The 20,327-nt window shown below is 59.7% G+C and carries 17 protein-coding genes; 13 read left to right on the plus strand and 4 right to left on the minus strand.

All coding sequences use genetic code 11. The features are described from left to right. Positions 1-58: 58 nt before the first annotated feature. The 7 genes from JSY17_RS23840 to JSY17_RS23870 all read left to right on the plus strand — a co-directional run bounded on the left by JSY17_RS23840 (position 59) and on the right by JSY17_RS23870 (position 7,082). On the plus strand, positions 59-973 hold the full coding sequence (locus JSY17_RS23840) for a glutamate/aspartate ABC transporter substrate-binding protein (RefSeq protein WP_117166018.1): 915 nt from the start codon (positions 59-61) through the stop codon (positions 971-973). A 192-nt stretch (positions 974-1,165) separates the two neighbouring features. Then, positions 1,166-1,912: an amino acid ABC transporter permease gene (locus JSY17_RS23845; RefSeq protein ID WP_117166017.1), complete on the plus strand. Its 747-nt coding sequence runs from the start codon at positions 1,166-1,168 to the stop codon at positions 1,910-1,912. Further along, positions 1,909-2,577 (plus strand): amino acid ABC transporter permease, encoded by a 669-nt coding sequence (locus tag JSY17_RS23850; protein WP_183133921.1) that lies wholly within the window; start codon positions 1,909-1,911, stop codon positions 2,575-2,577. Before JSY17_RS23845 ends, JSY17_RS23850 begins: the two co-directional genes overlap by 4 nt. Next, positions 2,574-3,308, plus strand: a complete 735-nt coding sequence (locus JSY17_RS23855) for an amino acid ABC transporter ATP-binding protein (protein WP_025261520.1) — start codon at positions 2,574-2,576, stop codon at positions 3,306-3,308. Before JSY17_RS23850 ends, JSY17_RS23855 begins: the two co-directional genes overlap by 4 nt. A gap of 68 nt (positions 3,309-3,376) precedes the next feature. After that, positions 3,377-5,272 carry a two-component sensor histidine kinase AauS gene (aauS, locus tag JSY17_RS23860; protein WP_117184158.1) on the plus strand — a complete coding sequence of 632 codons (1,896 nt, stop codon included), beginning with the start codon at positions 3,377-3,379 and terminating at the stop codon, positions 5,270-5,272. Between the two features lie 126 nt (positions 5,273-5,398). Further along, entirely contained in the window at positions 5,399-6,724 is a 1,326-nt protein-coding gene (gene aauR, locus JSY17_RS23865) for a two-component response regulator AauR (protein WP_117166014.1), read from the plus strand. Between the two features lie 19 nt (positions 6,725-6,743). Continuing rightward, positions 6,744-7,082, plus strand: a complete 339-nt coding sequence (locus tag JSY17_RS23870; RefSeq protein WP_117166013.1) for a GlpM family protein — start codon at positions 6,744-6,746, stop codon at positions 7,080-7,082. 114 nt (positions 7,083-7,196) lie between these two features. On the opposite strand, the gene JSY17_RS23875 is transcribed toward JSY17_RS23870, so the two are convergent. Further along, on the minus strand, positions 7,197-7,862 hold the full coding sequence (locus JSY17_RS23875; RefSeq protein WP_117166012.1) for a GntR family transcriptional regulator: 666 nt from the start codon (positions 7,860-7,862) through the stop codon (positions 7,197-7,199). 252 nt (positions 7,863-8,114) lie between these two features. Here JSY17_RS23875 and JSY17_RS23880 point away from each other — a divergent pair, with 252 nt between their 5' ends. The 5 genes from JSY17_RS23880 (at position 8,115) to JSY17_RS23900 (ending at position 14,866) form a co-directional block, all read left to right on the plus strand. Next, positions 8,115-9,347 (plus strand): NRAMP family divalent metal transporter, encoded by a 1,233-nt coding sequence (locus tag JSY17_RS23880; protein ID WP_117184156.1) that lies wholly within the window; start codon positions 8,115-8,117, stop codon positions 9,345-9,347. Positions 9,348-9,367: 20 nt separating this feature from the next. Further along, positions 9,368-10,126: a LamB/YcsF family protein gene (locus tag JSY17_RS23885; RefSeq protein ID WP_117184155.1), complete on the plus strand. Its 759-nt coding sequence runs from the start codon at positions 9,368-9,370 to the stop codon at positions 10,124-10,126. 8 nt (positions 10,127-10,134) lie between these two features. Then, positions 10,135-11,739, plus strand: coding sequence for a 5-oxoprolinase subunit B/C family protein (locus tag JSY17_RS23890; RefSeq protein WP_206402613.1), 1,605 nt, complete (start codon positions 10,135-10,137; stop codon positions 11,737-11,739). Next, positions 11,736-13,475, plus strand: coding sequence for an ATP-binding protein (locus JSY17_RS23895; protein WP_117166008.1), 1,740 nt, complete (start codon positions 11,736-11,738; stop codon positions 13,473-13,475). The genes JSY17_RS23890 and JSY17_RS23895 overlap by 4 nt, the downstream gene beginning before the upstream one ends. 149 nt (positions 13,476-13,624) lie before the next feature. Further along, positions 13,625-14,866, plus strand: a complete 1,242-nt coding sequence (locus JSY17_RS23900) for an OprD family porin (protein WP_206402611.1) — start codon at positions 13,625-13,627, stop codon at positions 14,864-14,866. Positions 14,867-14,960: 94 nt separating this feature from the next. Here JSY17_RS23900 and JSY17_RS23905 read toward each other — a convergent pair whose 3' ends face one another. The 3 genes from JSY17_RS23905 to metE form a co-directional block, all read right to left on the minus strand. Beyond that, a complete protein-coding gene (locus tag JSY17_RS23905; protein WP_206402609.1) occupies positions 14,961-15,608 on the minus strand; it encodes a DsbA family oxidoreductase in 648 nt (215 codons plus the stop codon). A gap of 46 nt (positions 15,609-15,654) precedes the next feature. Then, complete coding sequence (locus JSY17_RS23910; protein WP_201012361.1) at positions 15,655-16,647, minus strand: alpha/beta fold hydrolase; 993 nt, start codon at positions 16,645-16,647, stop codon at positions 15,655-15,657. A gap of 126 nt (positions 16,648-16,773) precedes the next feature. Next, positions 16,774-19,083 carry a 5-methyltetrahydropteroyltriglutamate--homocysteine S-methyltransferase gene (gene metE / locus JSY17_RS23915; protein WP_206402606.1) on the minus strand — a complete coding sequence of 770 codons (2,310 nt, stop codon included), beginning with the start codon at positions 19,081-19,083 and terminating at the stop codon, positions 16,774-16,776. 106 nt (positions 19,084-19,189) lie between these two features. Between metE and metR the strand changes: the two genes are divergently transcribed. Next, positions 19,190-20,107 carry a transcriptional regulator MetR gene (gene metR, locus JSY17_RS23920; RefSeq protein WP_117184150.1) on the plus strand — a complete coding sequence of 306 codons (918 nt, stop codon included), beginning with the start codon at positions 19,190-19,192 and terminating at the stop codon, positions 20,105-20,107. Positions 20,108-20,327 lie beyond the last annotated feature (220 nt).

Below are 20,327 nucleotides of genomic sequence, written 5' to 3' on the forward strand. Positions count from 1 at the left end.
GACGCCGTTGAAGCATTCACTGAGAAATCTTAATAAAAACGAATTCGAGGATTCATCGATGCGTATCGTTCCCCAACTGTTGGGCGCAGCAATCGCTGCCACTCTGATCAGCACTCCAGTTCTCGCAGAAGAATTGACCGGCACACTGAAGAAGATCAAAGAATCAGGCACCATCACCCTCGGTCACCGTGACGCGTCCATCCCGTTTTCCTACATTGCCGATGCTTCCGGCATCCCGGTTGGCTACTCCCACGATATCCAGCTGAAAATCGTTGAAGCCATCAAGAAAGAACTCGACATCCCCGACCTGAAGGTCAAGTACAACCTGGTCACCTCCCAGACCCGTATCCCGCTGGTGCAGAACGGCACCGTCGACGTGGAATGCGGTTCCACCACCAACAACGTCGAGCGCCAGCAGCAAGTGGACTTCTCGGTCGGCATTTTCGAGATCGGTACCCGCCTGCTGTCCAAGGCCGATTCGTCCTATAAGGACTTCGACGACCTGAAAGGCAAGAACGTCGTGACCACCGCCGGCACCACGTCCGAGCGCATCCTCAAGGCGATGAACGCCGACAAGCAGATGGGCATGAACGTGATCTCCGCCAAAGACCACGGCGAGTCCTTCCAGATGCTGGAGTCGGGCCGCGCCGTTGCCTTCATGATGGACGACGCCCTGCTGGCCGGCGAAATGGCCAAGGCCAAGAAGCCGACCGACTGGGCTGTGACCGGCACGCCACAATCCTATGAAATCTACGGCTGCATGGTTCGCAAAGGCGACGCTCCGTTCAAGAAGGCCGTCGATGACGCCATCGTCGCCACTTACAAGTCGGGCGAAATCAACACCATCTACAACAAGTGGTTCCAGTCGCCGATTCCACCAAAAGGCCTGAACCTGCAGTTCCCGATGAGCGACGAGCTGAAAAAGCTGATCGCCGAGCCGAACGACAAGGCCGCCGAAGCCAAGAAAATCTGAGTAACCGACACACCGTGACCTCACGGTTTTCCGAACAGGCTGCCACCTGTTCGGAAAACCGCTCATCACTCACTGTACCCAGACGATAAACGCCAGGACGGAGTCTGAAGGCGAGTCTGGAGTGCATAAGGGCTCGAACGGATTCATGCGAGACGGGTGCGTGCATTTCGACAACAAGAGGGGGAGACCCTGATGAATTACAACTGGGACTGGGGCGTATTCTTCAAGTCCACCGGTGTCGGCAGCGAAACCTATCTGGACTGGTTCATTTCCGGTCTGGGCTGGACCATCGCCATTGCTGTGGCCGCGTGGATCATTGCCTTGATACTGGGTTCCATACTCGGTGTCATGCGTACCGTGCCAAGCCGCCTGGTGGCTGGCATCGCCACGATCTACGTGGAAATCTTCCGTAATGTGCCACTGCTGGTGCAGCTGTTCATCTGGTACTTCCTGGTGCCCGACCTGCTGCCTGAAAACCTGCAGGAGTGGTACAAGCAAGACCTCAACCCGACGACCTCGGCATTTCTGAGCGTCGTGATCTGCCTGGGCCTGTTCACCGCTGCACGGGTTTGCGAACAAGTGCGCACCGGTATCGAGGCCCTGCCAAAAGGCCAGGAATCCGCGGCTCGCGCCATGGGTTTCAAACTGCCGCAGATCTACTGGAACGTGCTGCTGCCACAGGCTTACCGGATCATCATTCCGCCACTTACCTCCGAATTCCTGAACGTCTTCAAGAACTCTTCGGTGGCGTCGCTGATCGGCCTGATGGAGCTGCTGGCGCAGACCAAGCAGACCGCCGAGTTCTCCGCGAACCTGTTCGAAGCGTTCACGCTGGCGACACTGATCTACTTCACCCTGAACATGAGCCTGATGTTGCTGATGCGTCTGGTCGAGAAGAAAGTCGCAGTACCGGGACTGATCTCCCTGGGGGGTAAATAATGGACTTCAGTGGAATCGTTCCGGCCATTCCAGGCCTGTGGAACGGCATGGTCATGACCCTGAAACTGATGGCCCTGGGCATCGTCGGCGGTCTTGTCATCGGCACCATCCTGGCCTTGATGCGCCTGTCATCGAACAAGCTGCTGGCCAATATAGCGGGCGCTTACGTCAACTATTTCCGCTCGATCCCGCTGCTGCTGGTCATCACCTGGTTCTATCTGGCGGTGCCGTTCGTGCTGCGCTGGATCACCGGGGAAGACACGCCGATCGGTGCGTTCACCTCCTGCGTCGTGGCGTTCATGATGTTCGAGGCCGCGTACTTCTGCGAAATCGTGCGTGCCGGTGTGCAGTCCATCTCCAAGGGGCAGATGGGTGCCGCCAAGGCCCTGGGCATGACCTACGGGCAAATGATGCGCCTGATCATCCTGCCTCAGGCATTTCGCAAGATGACTCCGCTGTTGCTGCAACAGAGCATCATTCTGTTTCAGGACACCTCTCTGGTGTACACGGTCGGTCTGGTGGACTTCCTCAATGCCTCGCGCGCCAGTGGCGACATCATCGGTCGCGCCAATGAATTCCTGATCATCGCCGGTCTGGTGTATTTCACGATCAGCTTTGCCGCCTCGTTGCTGGTGAAGCGTCTGCAAAAAAGGTTTGCCATATGATTTCCATCAAGAACGTCAACAAGTGGTATGGGGACTTCCAGGTACTGACCGATTGCAGCACCGAGGTCAGCAAGGGTGAAGTGGTCGTGGTCTGCGGTCCGTCCGGTTCCGGCAAATCGACCCTGATCAAATGCGTGAACGCCCTGGAGCCTTTCCAGAAAGGCGACATCGTGGTCGACGGCACTTCGATCTCCGATCCGAAGACCGACCTGCCGAAACTCCGTTCGCGGGTCGGCATGGTGTTCCAGCATTTCGAGCTGTTCCCGCACCTGAGCATCGTGGAAAACCTGACCATCGCGCAGATCAAGGTACTGGGCCGCAGCAAGGCCGAAGCCACCGAGAAAGGCCTGAAGCTGCTGGATCGCGTGGGGCTTTCCGCCCACGCCCACAAGCATCCCGGCCAGCTTTCCGGTGGTCAGCAGCAGCGTGTGGCGATTGCCCGCGCCCTGGCGATGGACCCGGTGGTCATGCTGTTCGACGAACCGACCTCCGCCCTCGACCCGGAAATGGTCAACGAAGTGCTCGACGTGATGGTTCAACTGGCTCACGAAGGCATGACCATGATGTGCGTGACCCACGAAATGGGCTTCGCCCGCAAAGTGGCCAACCGCGTGATCTTCATGGACAAGGGCCAGATCGTCGAAGACTGCGCCAAGGAAGAGTTTTTCGGTGATGTCAGCGCACGCTCCGAACGTGCCCAGCAGTTCCTCGCCAAGATCCTCCAGCACTAGGAAATACCGTTCGCTACCCTGCCCCGCTTCCCGGGGTGTGGGTAGCTGTTCGGCTCAGGACGACTGTGATGAAATGCGACCCTCATATCTATAACGCTGCGCCGCCATCACTCGCCGTGAAACCCCGTCTGATACGCCAACTGTTTCTGCCTCCGCTGATCCTCATGCTGATGATCGGCCTGGGCTATATCGCTTATCTGTTCAGCGAGACCCATGGCATCAAGAGCCTCAGCGAAAATGGCGAACGCCAGCTGGAGCTGCATGCCCGTACGGTCGAAAGCGAAATCAACAAGTACACCTATCTGCCCAGCGTCCTGGAGCTTGAATCCAGTGTTTCGCAACTTCTGAGAAATCCCACTCCCGACCTGCAGGGCAAGGTCAACAGTTACCTTGAAGGCCTCAACCGCCGCAGTCGCAGCCGCGCCATTTATGTCATCGACACCACCGGCCGCGTGCTGGCCACCAGCAACTGGCGCGATGCTGACAGTTACCAGGGCGAAGACCTGTCGTTCCGCGCCTATTTTCAGGATGCCGTGCGAGGCTTGCCCGGCCGCTTCTACGGAATCGGCACCACCGTAGGCGAGTCCGGTTATTACCTGGCCCACGGGCTGGAAGAAAGAGGCCGGATCATTGGCGTCGCCGTCATCAAGGTGCGCCTCGAAGCACTGGAAGAACGCTGGCAACGGGCGCGCATGGAAGCCTTTGTCAGCGATGAAAACGGCATCATCATCCTGTCCAGCGACCCGGCACGCCGCCTGAAGTCGGTACGCCCGCTGAACCCCACCATCAAGGAACGTCTGGCGCGCAGCCTGCAATATTACTGGTGGCCGCTGAACGAACTGGTGCCGCTGGAGCGCGAAACCCTGGCCGAAGGTGTCGAAAAGCTCACCTTCCCGGCCAATGTCAGCGTCGACCGCGAGCACACCCAGGTCAGCTATCTGGCCCAGACCCGCCAGTTGAGCGACACACCCTGGCACCTGACCCTGCTGACACCGCTCGAAGACCTGCGCCGCGAAGCCGCCAGCCAGGGCATGCTGGTCGCCGTGGCCTGTGCGCTGGTGGCCTTTCTGCTGATTGCCTGGAACGAGCGTCGCAAGGTGATTTCCACCCGGCTTGCGGCCCGTGAAGCCTTGCAGGCCGCCAATGACGAACTGGAACGCAAGATTGCCGAGCGTACCGAGCATCTGCGCGCCAGCAACGAACGACTCAAGGCGCAGATCCGGGAACGCCGACAGGCCGAAGACACACTGCGCAAGGCCCAGGACGAACTGGTTCAGGCGGGCAAGCTGGCGGCTATCGGGCAGATGTCCACCAGCATCGCCCACGAACTCAACCAGCCGCTGGCCGCATTGCGCACCCTGTCCGGCAATACCGTTCGTTTCCTCGAACGCGGCGCTCTGGACACCGCCAGCACCAACCTGCGGACCATCAACGAGCTGGTGGACCGCATGGGTCGCATCACTGCCAGCCTGCGAGCCTTCGCCCGACGCGGCAACGATCAGGGCCAGGCGCAGTTGCGCAAGGCCGTGGAGGCTGCCTTGCAGTTGTTGAGCGTCAGGCTCGAGAACTTTGCCCTGGACCTGCATCAGGACTTCACCGATGCCGGGCTGGGAATCGATCAGACCCGACTGGAACAGATTCTGGTCAACCTGATCGGCAATGCCCTGGACGCAATGCATGCCCAGCCCAAACCCGAGTTGTGGCTTGAGGGCGAGGTTGTCGAGGATCGCTATCGTCTGCGCGTGCGTGACAACGGCCATGGCATCGACGACGAGGCCCGCAAGCATCTGTTCGAGCCGTTTTTCACCACCAAACCCGGTGAACAGGGCCTGGGACTGGGCCTGACCCTTTCCGCCAGCCTCGCAGCGGCAGCAGGTGGCAGCCTGAGTGCAGAGTATCCGGCAGGCGGTACAACCTTCGTGCTGTGGCTGCCGCTGGTCAAGGATGGGGAGACCGATTCATGAGGGCTTCCCCGCGTCTTTCGTACTTCAAATACCTTTCGCGAATGAATTTGCGCCTACAGGGTTGTGGGCGTGCAGAGAATCAGTCGACCTCAAAGGACCTGAGCGTTCACCATGAGTAATTCCAAAATGAACACCGATCTGACTGTACTCATCGTCGAAGACGATCCCCACGTGTTGCTCGGCTGCCAGCAGGCGCTGGCGCTGGAAGACATTCCCAGCGAAGGCGTATCCAGTGCCGAAGAGGCACTGGCGCGCATCGGTGACAACTTCGCCGGAATCGTCATCAGTGACATCCGTCTGCCGGGTATCGACGGACTGGAGTTGCTGACCCGCCTCAAGGCTCGCGACAGCAGCCTGCCCGTGGTGCTGATTACCGGTCACGGCGACATCTCCATGGCGGTCAATGCCATGCGCGACGGTGCCTATGACTTCATGGAAAAGCCCTTCTCGCCGGAACGGCTGGTGGATGTCGCCCGCCGCGCCCTCGAACAGCGCGGACTGGCCCGGGAAGTCTGGGCGTTGCGCAAGCAACTGGCCGAACGCAACTCGCTGGAAGGCAAGATCATCGGACGCTCGCCGGCCATGCAGAATCTGCGGGCGCTGATCGCCAACATTGCCGACACCTCGGCCAATGTGCTGATCGAAGGGGAAACCGGCACCGGCAAGGAACTGGTCGCTCGCTGCCTGCATGACTTCAGTCGCCGCACCAAAAATCAGTTCGTGGCCCTGAACTGCGGCGGGCTGGCGGAAAGCCTGTTCGAGTCGGAAATCTTCGGCCACGAAGCCAACGCCTTCACCGGTGCGGGCAAGCGCCGGATCGGCAAGATCGAACATGCACACAACGGTACGCTGTTCCTCGATGAAGTGGAAAGCATGCCGATCAACCTGCAGATCAAGTTGTTGCGGGTCTTGCAGGAGCGCACTCTGGAGCGACTGGGGTCCAACCAGAACGTCGAGGTGGATTGCCGGGTCATCGCGGCGACCAAGTCCGATCTCAATGAGCTGAGCAAGGCCAACCAGTTCCGCAGCGACCTGTATTACCGCCTCAATGTGGTCACCCTTGAGCTGCCGCCACTGCGCGAGCGGCGCGAAGACATCCTGCAATTGTTCGAGCATTTCCTGCAGCTGTCGTCACTGCGCTTCGACCGCGAACCGCCACAACTTGACCGGCAGACGGCATCGGCCTTGATGAGCCATGACTGGCCCGGTAACGTGCGCGAGTTGCGTAACGTGGCCGAGCGTTACGCGCTGGGACTGCCGGTGTTCAAGAAGTCCGATCAGGCCGAGAGCCAGAGCCTGGGGTTTGCCGAGGCCGTGGAAGCCTTCGAGCGCAGCCTGCTGCGCGAAGCCCTGCAACGCAGCGGCGGCAACCTCAGCCAGGCCAGTCAGGAACTGAGCATGGCCAAGACCACGCTGTTCGACAAGGTCAAGAAATACGGGCTGCAAGCCTGAAGCCGTAAGGGAAGAAATCGTGGATCTGTTACTCAAGGCCCTGCTGGGCGCAGCCGTTGTCGTGATCCTGGCCGCACTGGCCAAGACCCGCAATTACTATATTGCAGGCCTGGTACCGCTGTTCCCGACCTTTGCGCTGATCGCCCATTACATTGTCGGCAAGGGCCGCTCGCTCGATGACCTGAAAACCACCATCCTGTTCGGCATGTGGTCGATCATCCCCTACTTTGTCTATCTGGCGGCCTTGTACCTGCTGGTAGACCGCTGGCGCCTGGAAGTCTCGCTGGCACTGGCAGCAGTGGCCTGGCTGATTGCTGCCACGCTACTGGTAACGTTGTGGGTGCGATTTCACGGGTGATTCGCACCGTCTTCGCTGGGTATTTTGTTGCCCGTGAAGCTGTCGCGAGCAAGCTTCCACAGGATGAGTGCAATTCCTTGTGGGAGGGGGCTTGCCCGCGACGGGGCAATACGCTCAACGCTTCGTGATGCGCTGATAGGCGGCCAGTACGGTGCGTTCCGATTGCACCAGATAGTTCTCGAGCATCACGGTCGCTTCCTCTACACGCCCTTCTTCGACGCAGCGCAGGATCTTCGCGTTCATGTCCAGATAAGGCACATGCAGGAATTCCGGGTCGTCGAGCAGCCCGAAAGCCAGTCGCAGCTCAGCTGATATCTGCCCATAGAACACCACCAGCCGCGGGCTGTCGGCCAGTTCGACAATGGCCCTGTGGAACATCATGTTGGCAGTCCCCACCGCCACCCAGTCCTTTGCTTCCCTGGCATGCATGCCGGCCTCGACCGCTTCGCGCATCTTCAAGGCTCCTGGATGCAGCGGGAAGCCTTGAGCAATGGCCTTGCACTCGATGAAACGGCGCACGCGATAGATGTCGATGATCGACGCCATATCGGGCTCGGCCACGGTCACGCCACGGTTGGGCTCGTGCTTGAGCAATCCCTCGCGGGTCAGGACCCTGAACGCTTCTCTCAAGGTGTTACGGGAAATCTGCAGGCTATCGGCCAGTGCCGCTTCGGACAGGCGCTGGCCGGGAACCAGCTCGCCTTCGACCAGCATTCTGCGGATTTCCTGGGTGATGGTTTCTCCCAGCGTGCGAGGAAGGGAGGGAGAAGCGTCGTTCATGAGCAATCCAGAATGAGAAAAACCGGCAGATGTTCCCTGAGAGCTTAGTGCGTGGCAAGGCACAAGCGCGCCGCGTGCTTCATTAAGTAGCGCTCACGGGTGAAAGGGTAACAATATGGTGCAAATAACTCACTCAAAGATATATGATTGTTCAACAATGTATTGGCTATACGCCTACATTACAGCGGTATTGAATAGGGTTTGGCACGCTCATTGCTCAAGCAAGATACCTCTCACTGTAGGAATCAGGCCGTGACACAGACCACCAAAGAGTTTACAAAAGCGCGGCGCGCATCGTTGATCGCCGCCATTTTCATGATGGCGACGTCAGCTATCGGGCCAGGCTTCCTGACCCAGACGGCTACGTTCACTGCAACGCTGGGAGCGGCGTTTGCTTTCGGCATCCTGGCCTCGATCCTGATCGACTTTGTCGTTCAACTGAATGTCTGGCGAATCGTGACCCTGACCAAAATGCGCGCAGCCGATCTGGCCAACGCGGCCATTCCGGGGAGCGGATACCTGTTGTCGGTACTGGTGATCTGCGGTGGCCTGGTTTTCATGCTGGGTAACATTGCCGGTGCGGGCCTGGGTTTGAATGCCTTGACCGGCCTCGATCCCAAATGGGGCGGCTTGTTGAGCGCACTGCTCGCCATCGCGATTTTTTCGTCGCACCGGGCGGGCGTTGCCATGGACCGCATCATGATCGTGCTGGGCCTGCTGAAAGTGGGCCTGATCATTTTCGCGGCCTTCGCGACTCATCCGCCGCTGGGTGAAGCCCTGCGCCAGACGGTACTGCCCGATCTGATCGACTTCGCCTCCATCACGACCATCGTCGGTGGCACAGTCGGCGGCTACATCACCTATGCCGGTGCTCACCGCCTGCTCGATCGCGGGACCGTGGGTGTGGAACACATTGAAGCGGTATCCCGTGCTGCACTGACGGGCATTCTGGTCACCGGCGTTGCCCGTTACATCCTGTTTCTGGCTATTCTCGGGGTCGTTGCCAGCGGCGTCGTCATCGACGTGTCGGGTAAAGGCGCAAACCCTGCTGCCCAGGCGTTCCATGCGGCTGCCGGCGATATCGGCATGATGATGTTCGGTCTGGTGCTGTGGGCAGCAGGTATCAGCAGTGTGATTGGTGCGTCTTATACGACAATGTCCTTCACAACCGTGTTCTCGAAACGAATTACCGAGCGTGTACGTAACCTGGCCACTGTCGGTTTCATTGTCATTACGCTCTCGGTGTATATGTTGCTGGGTAAACCACCGGCAGCGCTGCTGGTATTCGCGGGCGGTTTCAACGGCCTGATTCTGCCGCTGGGCCTGAGCATATTCATGTACGTGGGCTGGCGCCGTTCCGACCTGATGGACGGCTATCACTACCCTCGCTGGCTGCTGGTGCTCGGCGTGCTGACCTGCCTGTTGTCCTGGTTCATGGCCTACAAGTCGGCAGGTGCCATCTTTGCCTTCATCAACGCGGCCTGATTTCAACGGAGATAATTTACATGCGTGCGATTGACCTCAACAGCGACCTGGGCGAAAGCTTCGGCGCATGGAGCATGGGTGACGATGAGGCGGTTCTCGAAATCGTCAGCAGTGCCAACGTCGCCTGCGGCTTTCACGCCGGTGATCCGGCCGGAATCCTGCGAACCCTGGAAGCGGCAGCCGCCCGTGGCGTTGCCATCGGAGCCCATGTGGCCTACCCGGACCTGGTGGGTTTCGGACGACGCAACATGGACGTACCGTCCGACCAGTTGACGGCCGATGTGATCTATCAGATCGGCGCACTGCAGGGCCTGGCCCGCAGCGTCGGCACACGGGTGACTTACGTCAAACCCCATGGCGCGCTGTACAACACCATTGCCGGCGATCAGCGTCAGGCAGCGGCGGTTATCCAGGCGCTGCTGCGCATCGATCCCCAATTGAAGCTGGTGTGTCTGGCCAATTCACCATTGATCGGCTGGGCCACCGAGGCTGGCCTGTCCTGTGTGGCCGAGGCCTTTGCCGACCGTGCCTATACCACCGAAGGCACGCTGGTCTCGCGCTCGAAGCCTGGAGCCGTGCTGCACGATCCCGAACTGATCGCCCAGCGCATGTTGCGTCTGGTTCGCGACGGCGTCATCGAGTCCGAGAACGGCAGCCTGATCAATCTGCAAGCGGATTCGATCTGTGTACACGGCGACAACCAGGACGCGGTCGCCATCGCCCGCAACCTGAAAAACAGCCTGCTTGAAGCAGGCGTCACCATCCGCGCATTTACCTGAGGTGGATCATGCGTTTCTATCCGGTCAGCCTGGACGCACTCCTGGTTGAATTGGCGAATCTGGACGAGACTCTCGCCCTGTTCGACTCGCTGCAGCAGGAGCCCATTGTCGGCGTGGAGGAGATCATTCCCGCGGCGCGCACCGTGCTCGTGAGCTTTCGTCCCGCATCCATCAGCCGTGAGGTGCTGGCGGCAAGAATCGCGTCGCGCAATGTCCACGGCAAGGTTCGCGAAGCCGGCAAGCTGGTCGAGATTCCCGTGCATTACAACGGCGAAGATCTGGACGATGTAGCCCGCGAACTGGACATCAGCGTCGAGGAAGTGATCAAGCGCCATACCGGCAGCGATTACGATGTGGCCTTCTGCGGCTTTGCGCCGGGCTTTGCCTACCTGAGCGGCGGTGCCGGTTTTCTGGTGCCACGTCGCAGTACGCCGCGCACCCGCATTCCGGCAGGTGCCGTGGCGCTGGCTGGCGGCTTCAGCGGCGTCTATCCACAGGCCAGCCCTGGCGGCTGGCAGATCATCGGCGTGACCGAATCGAAAATGTGGGACCTGGGACGTGATGAGCCGGCATTGTTGCAGCCGGGCTATCGTGTGCGTTTTCGCGATGCGGGTCCTCTGTCTGACTCAAGTGTCTCGGTGGCCGCGCCGAACCGCCCGACAACGGCCCCTGCTACCGGAAACGCTCTGGAAATTCTTTCTCCCGGCCTGCAGACCCTGTTCCAGGATCTGGGTCGCCATGGCCGCGCCGGCCAGGGCGTATCGGCTTCCGGCGCCATGGACCGGGGCGCGTTGCACGCGGCCAACCGTGCAGTGGGCAACGCGCCGGACAATGCCTGCCTGGAAATCCTCATGGGTGGCCTGAGCCTTGTCAGTCATGGTCCGTCAGTGATCGCCATTACCGGAGCCACTGCCGCGATAGAAGTGCGTACCGCTGAAGGTCAATTGCTGCGCCCGGCGCTCTACACGCCTTTTGCCTTGCAGGATGGCGATCGGGTCAGCATCGACGCGCCCACTGCAGGACTGCGCAATTATCTGGCGATTCGTGGCGGTTTTACCCATGAGCCGGTGCTGGGCAGCCTGTCCACCGACACCCTGGCTCAGGTCGGCCCTGCGCCACTGGCGGCAGGTGACCGTATCGGCTTCAGACAGAGAGTGGGCGGGCCTGCAGTATCGATCAGCGAGCAACCGGCGCTCGACATGCCACGCGCCGATCAGGTCATCACTCTGGATGTGGTCATGGGCCCGCGCAGTGACTGGTTCACTCCACAGGCCCAGGCTTTGCTGGCCGAGCAAACCTGGCGGGTGACACCGCAGTCGAACCGTATCGGCATTCGTCTGGCGGGCGATCAGTCGCTGGAACGCGTCATCGAAGGTGAGCTGCCCAGCGAAGGCACAACAGTCGGTGCCATCCAGGTTCCGCCCAGCGGTCAGCCCGTGCTGTTCCTGGCCGATCACCCGTTGACCGGTGGCTACCCGGTTATCGGTGTAGTCGCGCCGTATCACCTGGACCTGGCCGGTCAGATTCCGGTCAATTCCCGTATTCGCTTCAAGCCGCTGGGCGCCTTTGAGCCCGTGCGTCCTGCCCTTTCAGACGAGAAACAAAACCAATGAAAAAGGTTCTGATTGCCAACCGTGGCGAAATTGCCGTCCGTATCGCCCGTGCCTGCCGCGACTATGGCATTGCCTCGGTGGCGGTGTATGCCGATGCCGACATCGATGCGTTGCATGTGCGCCAGGCCGACGAAGCCTATGCGCTGAACGGCGAGCGGCCTGCCGATAGCTATCTGAATATCGAAAAACTGCTGGCGGTAGCGGCACGTGCCGGTGCCGACGCGGTTCACCCCGGTTATGGCTTTCTCTCGGAACGCGCCGACTTTGCCCGCGCAGTGATCGATGCCGGCCTGACCTGGATCGGCCCGGACCCGAGCACCATCGACGCCCTGGGTGACAAGGTCCAGGCGCGACGTATTGCCCTGAAGGTCGGGGCACCACTGGTGGCCGGTACCGAAGACCCGGTGAACGACGCCAGCGAAGTGGTCGCATTTGCCGAGCAGCATGGTCTGCCGATTGCCATCAAGGCAGCGTTCGGCGGGGGTGGTCGCGGCCTGAAAGTGGCCTGGAAGCTCGAAGAAGTCAGCGAGCTGTACGAGTCGGCGGTGCGTGAAGCCGTTGCAGCATTTGGCCGTGGCGAGTGCTTTGTCGAGCGCTTTCTGGATCGCCCTCGACACATCGAAGCGCAGATCATCGCCGATCGCCATGGCCGGGTCGTGGTGGTGGGCACTCGCGACTGCTCGCTGCAGCGTCGCAATCAGAAACTGATCGAAGAAGCACCGGCGCCTTATCTCGACGATGCCTTGCGTCAGCGCATCCATGATTCGGCACGCGATATCTGTGCCGAAGCCGGTTATGTCGGTGCAGGCACAGTGGAGTTCCTGCTCAGTGCCGATGGCACCCTGTCGTTCCTCGAGGTCAACACTCGCCTGCAGGTGGAACATCCGGTAACCGAAGAAACCAGCGGCATCGATCTGGTGATCGAGCAGTTGCGGGTTGCCGAAGGTCTGCCGCTGTCGTTCGAGGGCACGCCGACGCCTCGCGGCCACAGCTTCGAATTCCGCATCAACGCCGAAGACGCAGGCAATGGCTTCCTGCCCACGCCCGGCCCTGTCGAACGGTTCCAGGCGCCGAGCGGCCCGGGTGTCCGGTTGGACACCGGCGTGGTCGAAGGCTCGCGGGTTTCACCGAACTTCGACTCGATGATCGCCAAGCTGATCGTCACCGGCGCTACCCGTGAGCAGGCCATTCGCCGTGCCCGCCGCGCCCTGGCCGAATTCCATGTGGAGGGTGTGGCAACTGTGCTGCCGTTCCATCGTGCCGTGATGGACCATGACGATTTCACCGCCGCCGACACTTTCGCCGTGCATACCCGCTGGATCGAGACGGATTTCGCTGAAAAGGTGACCATCGCGCCACGCAGCGCTGCAGCCACCGATCCGGGCGTACTGCGCACTTTCGTCGAGATCGACGGCAAGCGTCACGAACTGGGTTTGCCAGCGGCACTTCTGCGCGGGGTCAGCCTGAACGCGGCGGCCCCCGCCACTGAGAGTGTGGCGACTGCCGAAGCTCATGACCCGCAAGCGATCGTCACGCCGGTCGCAGGCAATCTGCACGCCTGGGTCGTTGCCGATGGCGAGTCAGTGCAGGCCGGGCAAGTCATCGCAGTGATGGAAGCGATGAAGATGGAAACTTCGATTCTGGCGCCTTGTGCCGGTCAATTGCAGATTGCCGAACAACCCGGCAGTTACTTTGAAGCCAAGTCCCGGATCGGGCGCATAGAAACAACTCTCTGATTCACTAGTTTCCTGCTGGCAAGTTACGCACAACCGGGTCATTACCTGGTTGCTGCGTGCTGCCCGCAGGAATGTTCCAGGCAACTTTACATGACCAATAAAAATAAAGCGTATCGATTGAATCTGCCATTACTCGGAGCATAACGAACATGTCGATCAATAAGACTTTTGCACTTGTCAGTACTTGCGCACTGTTTATTCCAATAACGGCTTCGGCGGACTTTATTGCCGACAGCAAGGCCAGTGTCGATCTGCGTAACTTCTACTTCAACCGTGATTTTCGCAACGGCCCACCCACCGCCCAGCGCGACTCGGCTCAGGAATGGGCGCAAGGAGCGATGCTGAGATTCGAGTCGGGCTACACCGCCGGAACAGTGGGCCTGGGCATCGATGCTCTGGGTATGGTCGGGCTCAAGCTTGACGGCGGTGACGGTTCAGGCGGCACGGGCTTGCTGCCCGCCGACCTGAGTTCAAGAAACGGTCGTGGCTCACAGGACGAATATTCCAAACTGGAGCTGACGGCCAAGGCCAGGGTGTCCGAAACCGTGCTAAAGGTCGGCTCACTTGCCTTCCGCTCGCCGGTGGTGTCGAGCAATGATACGCGCCTGCTGCCATCGACCTTCGAGGGCGCGATGCTGACTTCAAAGGATATCGACAAACTGGTCTTGCAAGGCGGCAAGCTGGAGCAGATCAAATTCAACAGTTCCTCGAACTATCAGGATTTCACCGGTAACCGCATCGGTGGCGTCAGCGATGATTTCAGCTTTGCCGGCGGCACTTACAACTTCAGCAAGAACCTCAGCACCAGCCTGTATTACGGCAATCTGGAAAATGTCTATCGACAGTTCTTCGGTGGCGTGGTCTACGAGATTCCGCTGGCTGCACAACAGTCGCTGAAGTTTGACCTGCGCTATTCCAGAAGTACCGAGGACGGCAACTTCCGCAACCTCGATAACCGTGCGGCCAACGGTATGCTGTCCTACACCCTGGGCTCGAACGTGTTCAGCGCTGCCTATCAGCGCATGAGCGGCGATGACCCGTTTCCGTACATCGCCAATACCGACCCGTATCTGGTCAACTTCGTGCAGATCAACGACTTCGCAAACATTGAAGAGCATTCGTGGCAACTGCGTTATGACTACAACTTCGCTGCGCTGGGCATTCCCGGCCTGACCTTCATGAGTCGCTATGTCAGCGGTGACAATGTGCAGGTGGCAGGCCGCAACTCGGGCAAGGAATGGGAACGCAATACCGATATCGGTTATGTCATTCAAAGTGGTTCGCTGAAGAATGTCGGAATCAAACTGCGCAATGCCACGGTTCGCTCGAACTTCGGTAATGACCTGGATGAAACCCGGTTGATTCTGAGTTACACAGTCGCCCTCTGGTAACCCGCAAAGACTTCAATCCACACGCGAAGAAACAACGGTGTGGGACCGGTCTATTCCCGGATAAATCCGGTCCCACAGGCAGGAAAGAACAGCCCTAAACGCTGTTGCTGGCGATCTGCCGGATTGCGCCGACAAACACATCCACCGGTTGGCCGCCGGATATAGCGTATTCGTCATTGAAGACGATGGTGGGAACCGAACTGACGCCACGAGAGATCCAGATTTTTTCGGTCTCGCGAACTTCGGCGGCATATTCGTCGCTGGCCAGGATGGCTTCGGCACGCTGGCGATCGAGCCCCACCTTTTGCGCCACGTCGGCCAGAGTCTGATGATTGGACGGATCGCCCAGATCGGTGAAGTAGGTAGCAAGCAAGGCGTGTTTCAACGCTGGCTGCCTGCCTTCCAGTTCGGCCCAGTGCAACAGGCGATGGGCGTCGAAAGTGTTGTAGATGCGGCGCTCGCCCGGAGTAAAGACAAACCCCAGTTCCGCACCACGCGCCCGGATATTTTCGTGAATGTCGTTCATCTGCTCGGGCGTGGAGCCGTATTTTTCGGCAAGGTGCTCCTTGATGTCCTGGCCCTCGGCAACCATGTCCGGGTTCAGCTCGAAGGGCTGGAAATGAATCTGTGCCTGCACTTCATCACCCAGCGCTTCAAGGGCCTGCTCCAGCGCACTCAAGCCGATGGCGCACCACGGGCAGGAAACATCGGAAACGAAATCGATTTTCAGAGGAGTGGTCATGGTGACGCTCGCATTTGGCAGAAAGCAGTCACCATACACGTGCGCCTTACAACTGCGCCATATGCCGCCCGTCCTCGTGCTGCGCCTTGAGATAGGGCAAGACGGCTGCCAGCAACGGAGCCTTGAACGCCTCCTGGAAACGATGCGCCAGACCGGGAATCAGGCGCAACTGGCTGCCCCGGATATGCGCGGCGACATGCACGCCATGCATGACCGGCAACAGCGGGTCGGCCGTGCCATGCACCACCAGTACCGGCAGACGCAGACGGTTGAGCAGTTCGACACGACTGGGCTCGGCCAGAATCGCGGTGATCTGGCGTTTTACACCTTCGGGATTGAAAGCACGGTCATAAGAGGCGGCAGCCTGTTGCAGAAGCATGGCCCGGTCATCATGAATCTCCGGGCTGCCCAACGCTGCCAGGAGGTCTGCCTGCTGCTCGATTGCAACTTCGCGATTGGGCGCGCCACGACGGGCCAGCAATTGCAGCAGCGCGGCATTGGGCATCGGCAAGCCCTGGGCACCGGAGCTGGTCATGATCAGGGTCAGGCTTTCGACCCGTTGCGGGGCCAGGTCGGCAAGGTGCTGGGCAATCATCCCCCCCATGCTCGCACCCAGCACATGGAACTGGTCGACGTGCAATGCATCCATCAAGCCCAGCGCATCGTCGGCCATGTCGGTCAGGGAATATACCGCAGACACCGGCAGGCCCAGTTTGTAGCGCAAGACTTCATAAGTAAGGTTGGCATCCGCAGGCGGTCGGACCCAGGACGACAGACCGACATCGCGGTTGTCATAGCGAATCACCCGATAGCCTTGCTGACACAGGGCAACCACGACTTCGTCAGGCCAGTGGATCAACTGCCCGCCAAGACCCATGACCAACAGCAAGGCAGGGTCGGATTCATTGCCGATACTTTGATAGGCAATCCGTACTTCCTTGAGTTCGGCAATCTGTACAGGAGCGCTGACATCGCATCGAGAGGCCGCAAAAGACGGCAAGCCGCACAAGAGCGCGGCCAGAAAAAGTAAAACCCGCATGAAAAACACCAAAAGACAGATCCCCAGTGGGCGGCAAGTCTGATGATGTTTTTCAAAGCGCGCTGCCACAGTTGCGTGACAATTTGATGAATCGGGATCAACGGCAAAGTGCCTGCTGAAAACGCCTTACAGCAGCTCGACCCGCAATTGCCGCGCTGCCGCAACCATGTTGACCAGTGCCGCTTCGGTTTCCGGCCAGCCACGGGTCTTGAGGCCGCAGTCGGGGTTGATCCACAGGCGCTCGGCCGGGATGTGTTGCACGGCCTTGGTCATCAACTTGACCATCTCGGCAGTGTCCGGGACCCGTGGCGAGTGAATGTCGTAGACGCCCGGCCCGATATCGTTCGGGTAATCGAAGGCCTCGAAAGCTTCCAGCAACTCCATGTCCGAGCGCGAGGTTTCGATAGTGATCACGTCGGCATCCATGGCTGCGATGGACTCGATCACGTCGTTGAATTCGCTGTAGCACATGTGGGTGTGGATCTGGGTTTCGTCACGCACGCCCGAAGCGCACAGACGGAACGCTTCCACGGCCCAGTCTAGATATTCCTGCCATTGCGCCTTGCGCAGCGGCAGGCCTTCACGGAAAGCGGCTTCGTCGATCTGCACGATCCGGATCCCGGCTCGCTCCAGATCCACCACTTCGTCGCGAATCGCCAGGGCCAGTTGTCGAGCCTGGACTTGGCGCGATACGTCTTCACGGGGAAACGACCACATCAGCATGGTCACCGGGCCGGTCAGCATGCCCTTCATGACCTTGTCGGTCAGGCTCTGGGCATAGCGAATCCACTCCACCGTCATGGCCTCGGGACGACTCAGATCGCCAACGATCACCGCCGGTTTCACGCAGCGCGAACCGTAGCTCTGTACCCAGCCATAGCGGGTAAATACATAGCCATCCAGTTGTTCGGCGAAGTATTCGACCATGTCATTGCGCTCGGCCTCGCCGTGCACCAGTACATCAAGACCCAGACGCTCCTGGATCTGCACGGCATGGCGAATTTCATGGCGCATGGCGTCGGTGTAATCATTGAGCGACAGCTTGCCTTGCCTGTGCGACTGACGCGCCAGACGGATCGATGAAGTCTGTGGGAATGAGCCAATGGTTGTGGTCGGAAAAGCTGGCAATTGCAGGCGGGCACGCTGCACTTCAATGCGCTGGGCAAAGGCTGACTGACGCTGGCTGTCGGCAGCGGTGATCGTCGCCAGACGCGCCTGCACATCCGGCTTGTGAATACGTGGCGACTGCTCACGACTGGCCTGTACGGCACGGCTTTGCGCCAGTGCTGCCAGCACTTCAGGGCTCTGTGGATCATTCAGGGCCTGACTGAGCACGGCAATTTCCCCGCACTTCTGCACGGCAAACGCCAGCCAGCTTTTCAGTTCGGCATCGAGTTGGTCTTCACGCTCCAGATTGACCGGGCTGTGCAGCAGCGAGCACGAACCGGCGACCCACAGGTTGTCGCCAAACCGCGCCTGAGCCAGTTGCAGGGCCTCAAGGGCCTTGTCCAGATCGCAGCGCCAGACATTGCGCCCGTTGACCACGCCCAGAGACAGCACCTTATAAGTCGGCAGACGGTCAAGCACCGTTGCAAGCTGCTCGGGAGCGCGTACCAGATCGATGTGCAAGCCATCCACCGGCAGGGAAACCGCCAGCCCGAGATTATCTTCCAGGCCACTGAAGTAGGTGGCGATGAGTTTTTTCAGCGGTGAATATTGCAGGCTGTGATAAGTACGCTCGAAAGCATTTTTCCACTCCTGAGGCAGGTCGAGGGTCAAAATCGGCTCGTCGATCTGTACCCACTCGACACCTTTCGTGGCCAGGCGGCCGAAGATTTCGCCATACAGCGGCAGCAGACGCTCCAGCAGGTCCAGCTTGTCGAAGTCGTCGCCCTTGGCCTTGCCCAGCCACAGGTAGGTCAGCGGACCGATCAGCACCGGCTTGACCTTGTGACCCAGTTCATGGGCCTCATCGACTTCTTCGTACAATTGCTCCCAGCTCAACTGGAAACGTTGATCCCGGGAGAACTCAGGGACCAGATAGTGGTAATTGGTATCGAACCACTTGGTCAGTTCCTGTGCATATTGAGCCTTGGCCTGAGCACCGCCGCAGCAGGTGCTGGCGCCACGGGCCATGGCGAACAGGGTATCGAGAGTCGGCAGGCCTGCGGCATCTCGGGATGAGGCGAAGCGCTCGGGAATGACGCCGAAGGTCAGGGAATGGGTCAGTACCTGATCGTACCAGGCGAAATCGCCCACAGGCAGCAGCTCAATACCGGCATCCTTCTGCAGTTGCCAATGGGCAGCACGCAATTCACGGCCCGTGGCACGCAGGCCGTCCTGATCCAGATCGCCCTTCCAACAGGCCTCCAGTGCCTTCTTCAATTCACGATCAGCGCCAATGCGCGGAAATCCAAGGTTATGTGCCAGAGCCATGCTGCGTCCTCCCTAAAAGATGGCGCTATTGTCGACAGCCAGGCAAACATGAGACAAACTCATTGTTTTCTTGTTGGTCACAAATTTTATTCATGGAGCGCCGAAGGTGATTGAAATACGCCACCTCAAAACCCTGCACGCTTTGCGCGAGGCCGACAGCCTTGTGGAAGCCGCCGAGCGCTTGCACCTGACCCAGTCCGCCCTCTCCCATCAGTTCAAGGAACTGGAGGAACGCATGGGCATGCAACTGTTCGTGCGCAAGACCAAACCGGTGCGCTTCACCAGCGCCGGGCTGCGCCTGCTGCAACTGGCCGACTCATTGCTGCCGCAACTGCGCAGTGCAGAGCGCGACATTGCGCGACTGGCGGGCGGTACGGCCGGACGCCTGCACATGGCTATCGAATGCCACAGTTGCTTTCAATGGCTGATGCCCACCATTGACCAGTTTCGCGACTCCTGGCCGGAGGTAGAGCTTGATCTGTCCTCGGGTTTCTCTTTCGCGCCTTTGCCCGCTCTGGCCCGGGGCGATCTGGATCTGGTGGTCACCTCGGATCCGCAGGACATTCCCGGCATCACCTATGTACCGCTGTTCACCTACGAAGCGATGCTGGCTGTGGCCAATCAGCATGCACTGGCGAGCAAACCCTACATCGTGCCGGAAGACCTGATGACCGAAACGCTGATCACTTATCCGGTGGAGCGGGATCGGCTGGATATCTTCACGCGCTTTCTGGAGCCGGCCGACATTGAGCCGGCACAGGTCCGCACCTCGGAACTGACGGTGATGATGATGCAACTGGTGGCCAGCGGACGCGGCGTATGCGGCATGCCGCACTGGGCACTGCACGAGTACAGCTCGCGTGGGTACGTAAAGGCCAAGCGGCTGGGGGAAAAGGGACTGTTCGCGACGCTTTATGCAGGTATCCGCGCCGACATGCTGGATGCGCCTTACATGCGCGATTTCCTGCTGACCGCGAAAGACACGTCGTTCTCGACTCTGGACGGGGTGAGTGCGGTGCGTTGAATGCGCTCTGTGCTCGGCGCTGCTTGCTGGCGACAACGGTGAAGTCGCCAGCAAGCTGCCTCTCATCAGGCAAGACGCAAGGCCATGAATAAAAAAGTATTTTTCGTGGGTTAAAACGCGCTCCGGTGGACATATCCATTATTGGTATGGGCTGGTTCTACCGGTTCCGCCTTTACGGCGGCCCCCTTTGTTTCGGCAAAGGGGGGAAACCATGGGCTCC

Origin of the sequence: Pseudomonas capsici, assembly GCF_017165765.1 — a bacterium.
Lineage (GTDB): Bacteria > Pseudomonadota > Gammaproteobacteria > Pseudomonadales > Pseudomonadaceae > Aquipseudomonas > Aquipseudomonas capsici.

What these genes read in the sequence shown, in the direction of transcription:
- JSY17_RS23840 (WP_117166018.1), top strand. Translation starts at nt 59, where the DNA reads ATGCGTATCGTTCCCCAACTGTTGGGCGCAGCAATCGCTGCCACTCTG.
- JSY17_RS23845 (WP_117166017.1), top strand. Translation starts at nt 1,166, where the DNA reads ATGAATTACAACTGGGACTGGGGCGTATTCTTCAAGTCCACCGGTGTC.
- JSY17_RS23855 (WP_025261520.1), top strand. Translation starts at nt 2,574, where the DNA reads ATGATTTCCATCAAGAACGTCAACAAGTGGTATGGGGACTTCCAGGTA.
- aauS (WP_117184158.1), top strand. Translation starts at nt 3,377, where the DNA reads ATGAAATGCGACCCTCATATCTATAACGCTGCGCCGCCATCACTCGCC.
- aauR (WP_117166014.1), top strand. Translation starts at nt 5,399, where the DNA reads ATGAACACCGATCTGACTGTACTCATCGTCGAAGACGATCCCCACGTG.
- JSY17_RS23875 (WP_117166012.1), bottom strand. Translation starts at nt 7,862, where the DNA reads ATGAACGACGCTTCTCCCTCCCTTCCTCGCACGCTGGGAGAAACCATC.
- JSY17_RS23885 (WP_117184155.1), top strand. Translation starts at nt 9,368, where the DNA reads ATGCGTGCGATTGACCTCAACAGCGACCTGGGCGAAAGCTTCGGCGCA.
- JSY17_RS23890 (WP_206402613.1), top strand. Translation starts at nt 10,135, where the DNA reads ATGCGTTTCTATCCGGTCAGCCTGGACGCACTCCTGGTTGAATTGGCG.
- JSY17_RS23895 (WP_117166008.1), top strand. Translation starts at nt 11,736, where the DNA reads ATGAAAAAGGTTCTGATTGCCAACCGTGGCGAAATTGCCGTCCGTATC.
- JSY17_RS23900 (WP_206402611.1), top strand. Translation starts at nt 13,625, where the DNA reads ATGTCGATCAATAAGACTTTTGCACTTGTCAGTACTTGCGCACTGTTT.
- JSY17_RS23905 (WP_206402609.1), bottom strand. Translation starts at nt 15,608, where the DNA reads ATGACCACTCCTCTGAAAATCGATTTCGTTTCCGATGTTTCCTGCCCG.
- JSY17_RS23910 (WP_201012361.1), bottom strand. Translation starts at nt 16,647, where the DNA reads ATGCGGGTTTTACTTTTTCTGGCCGCGCTCTTGTGCGGCTTGCCGTCT.
- metE (WP_206402606.1), bottom strand. Translation starts at nt 19,083, where the DNA reads ATGGCTCTGGCACATAACCTTGGATTTCCGCGCATTGGCGCTGATCGT.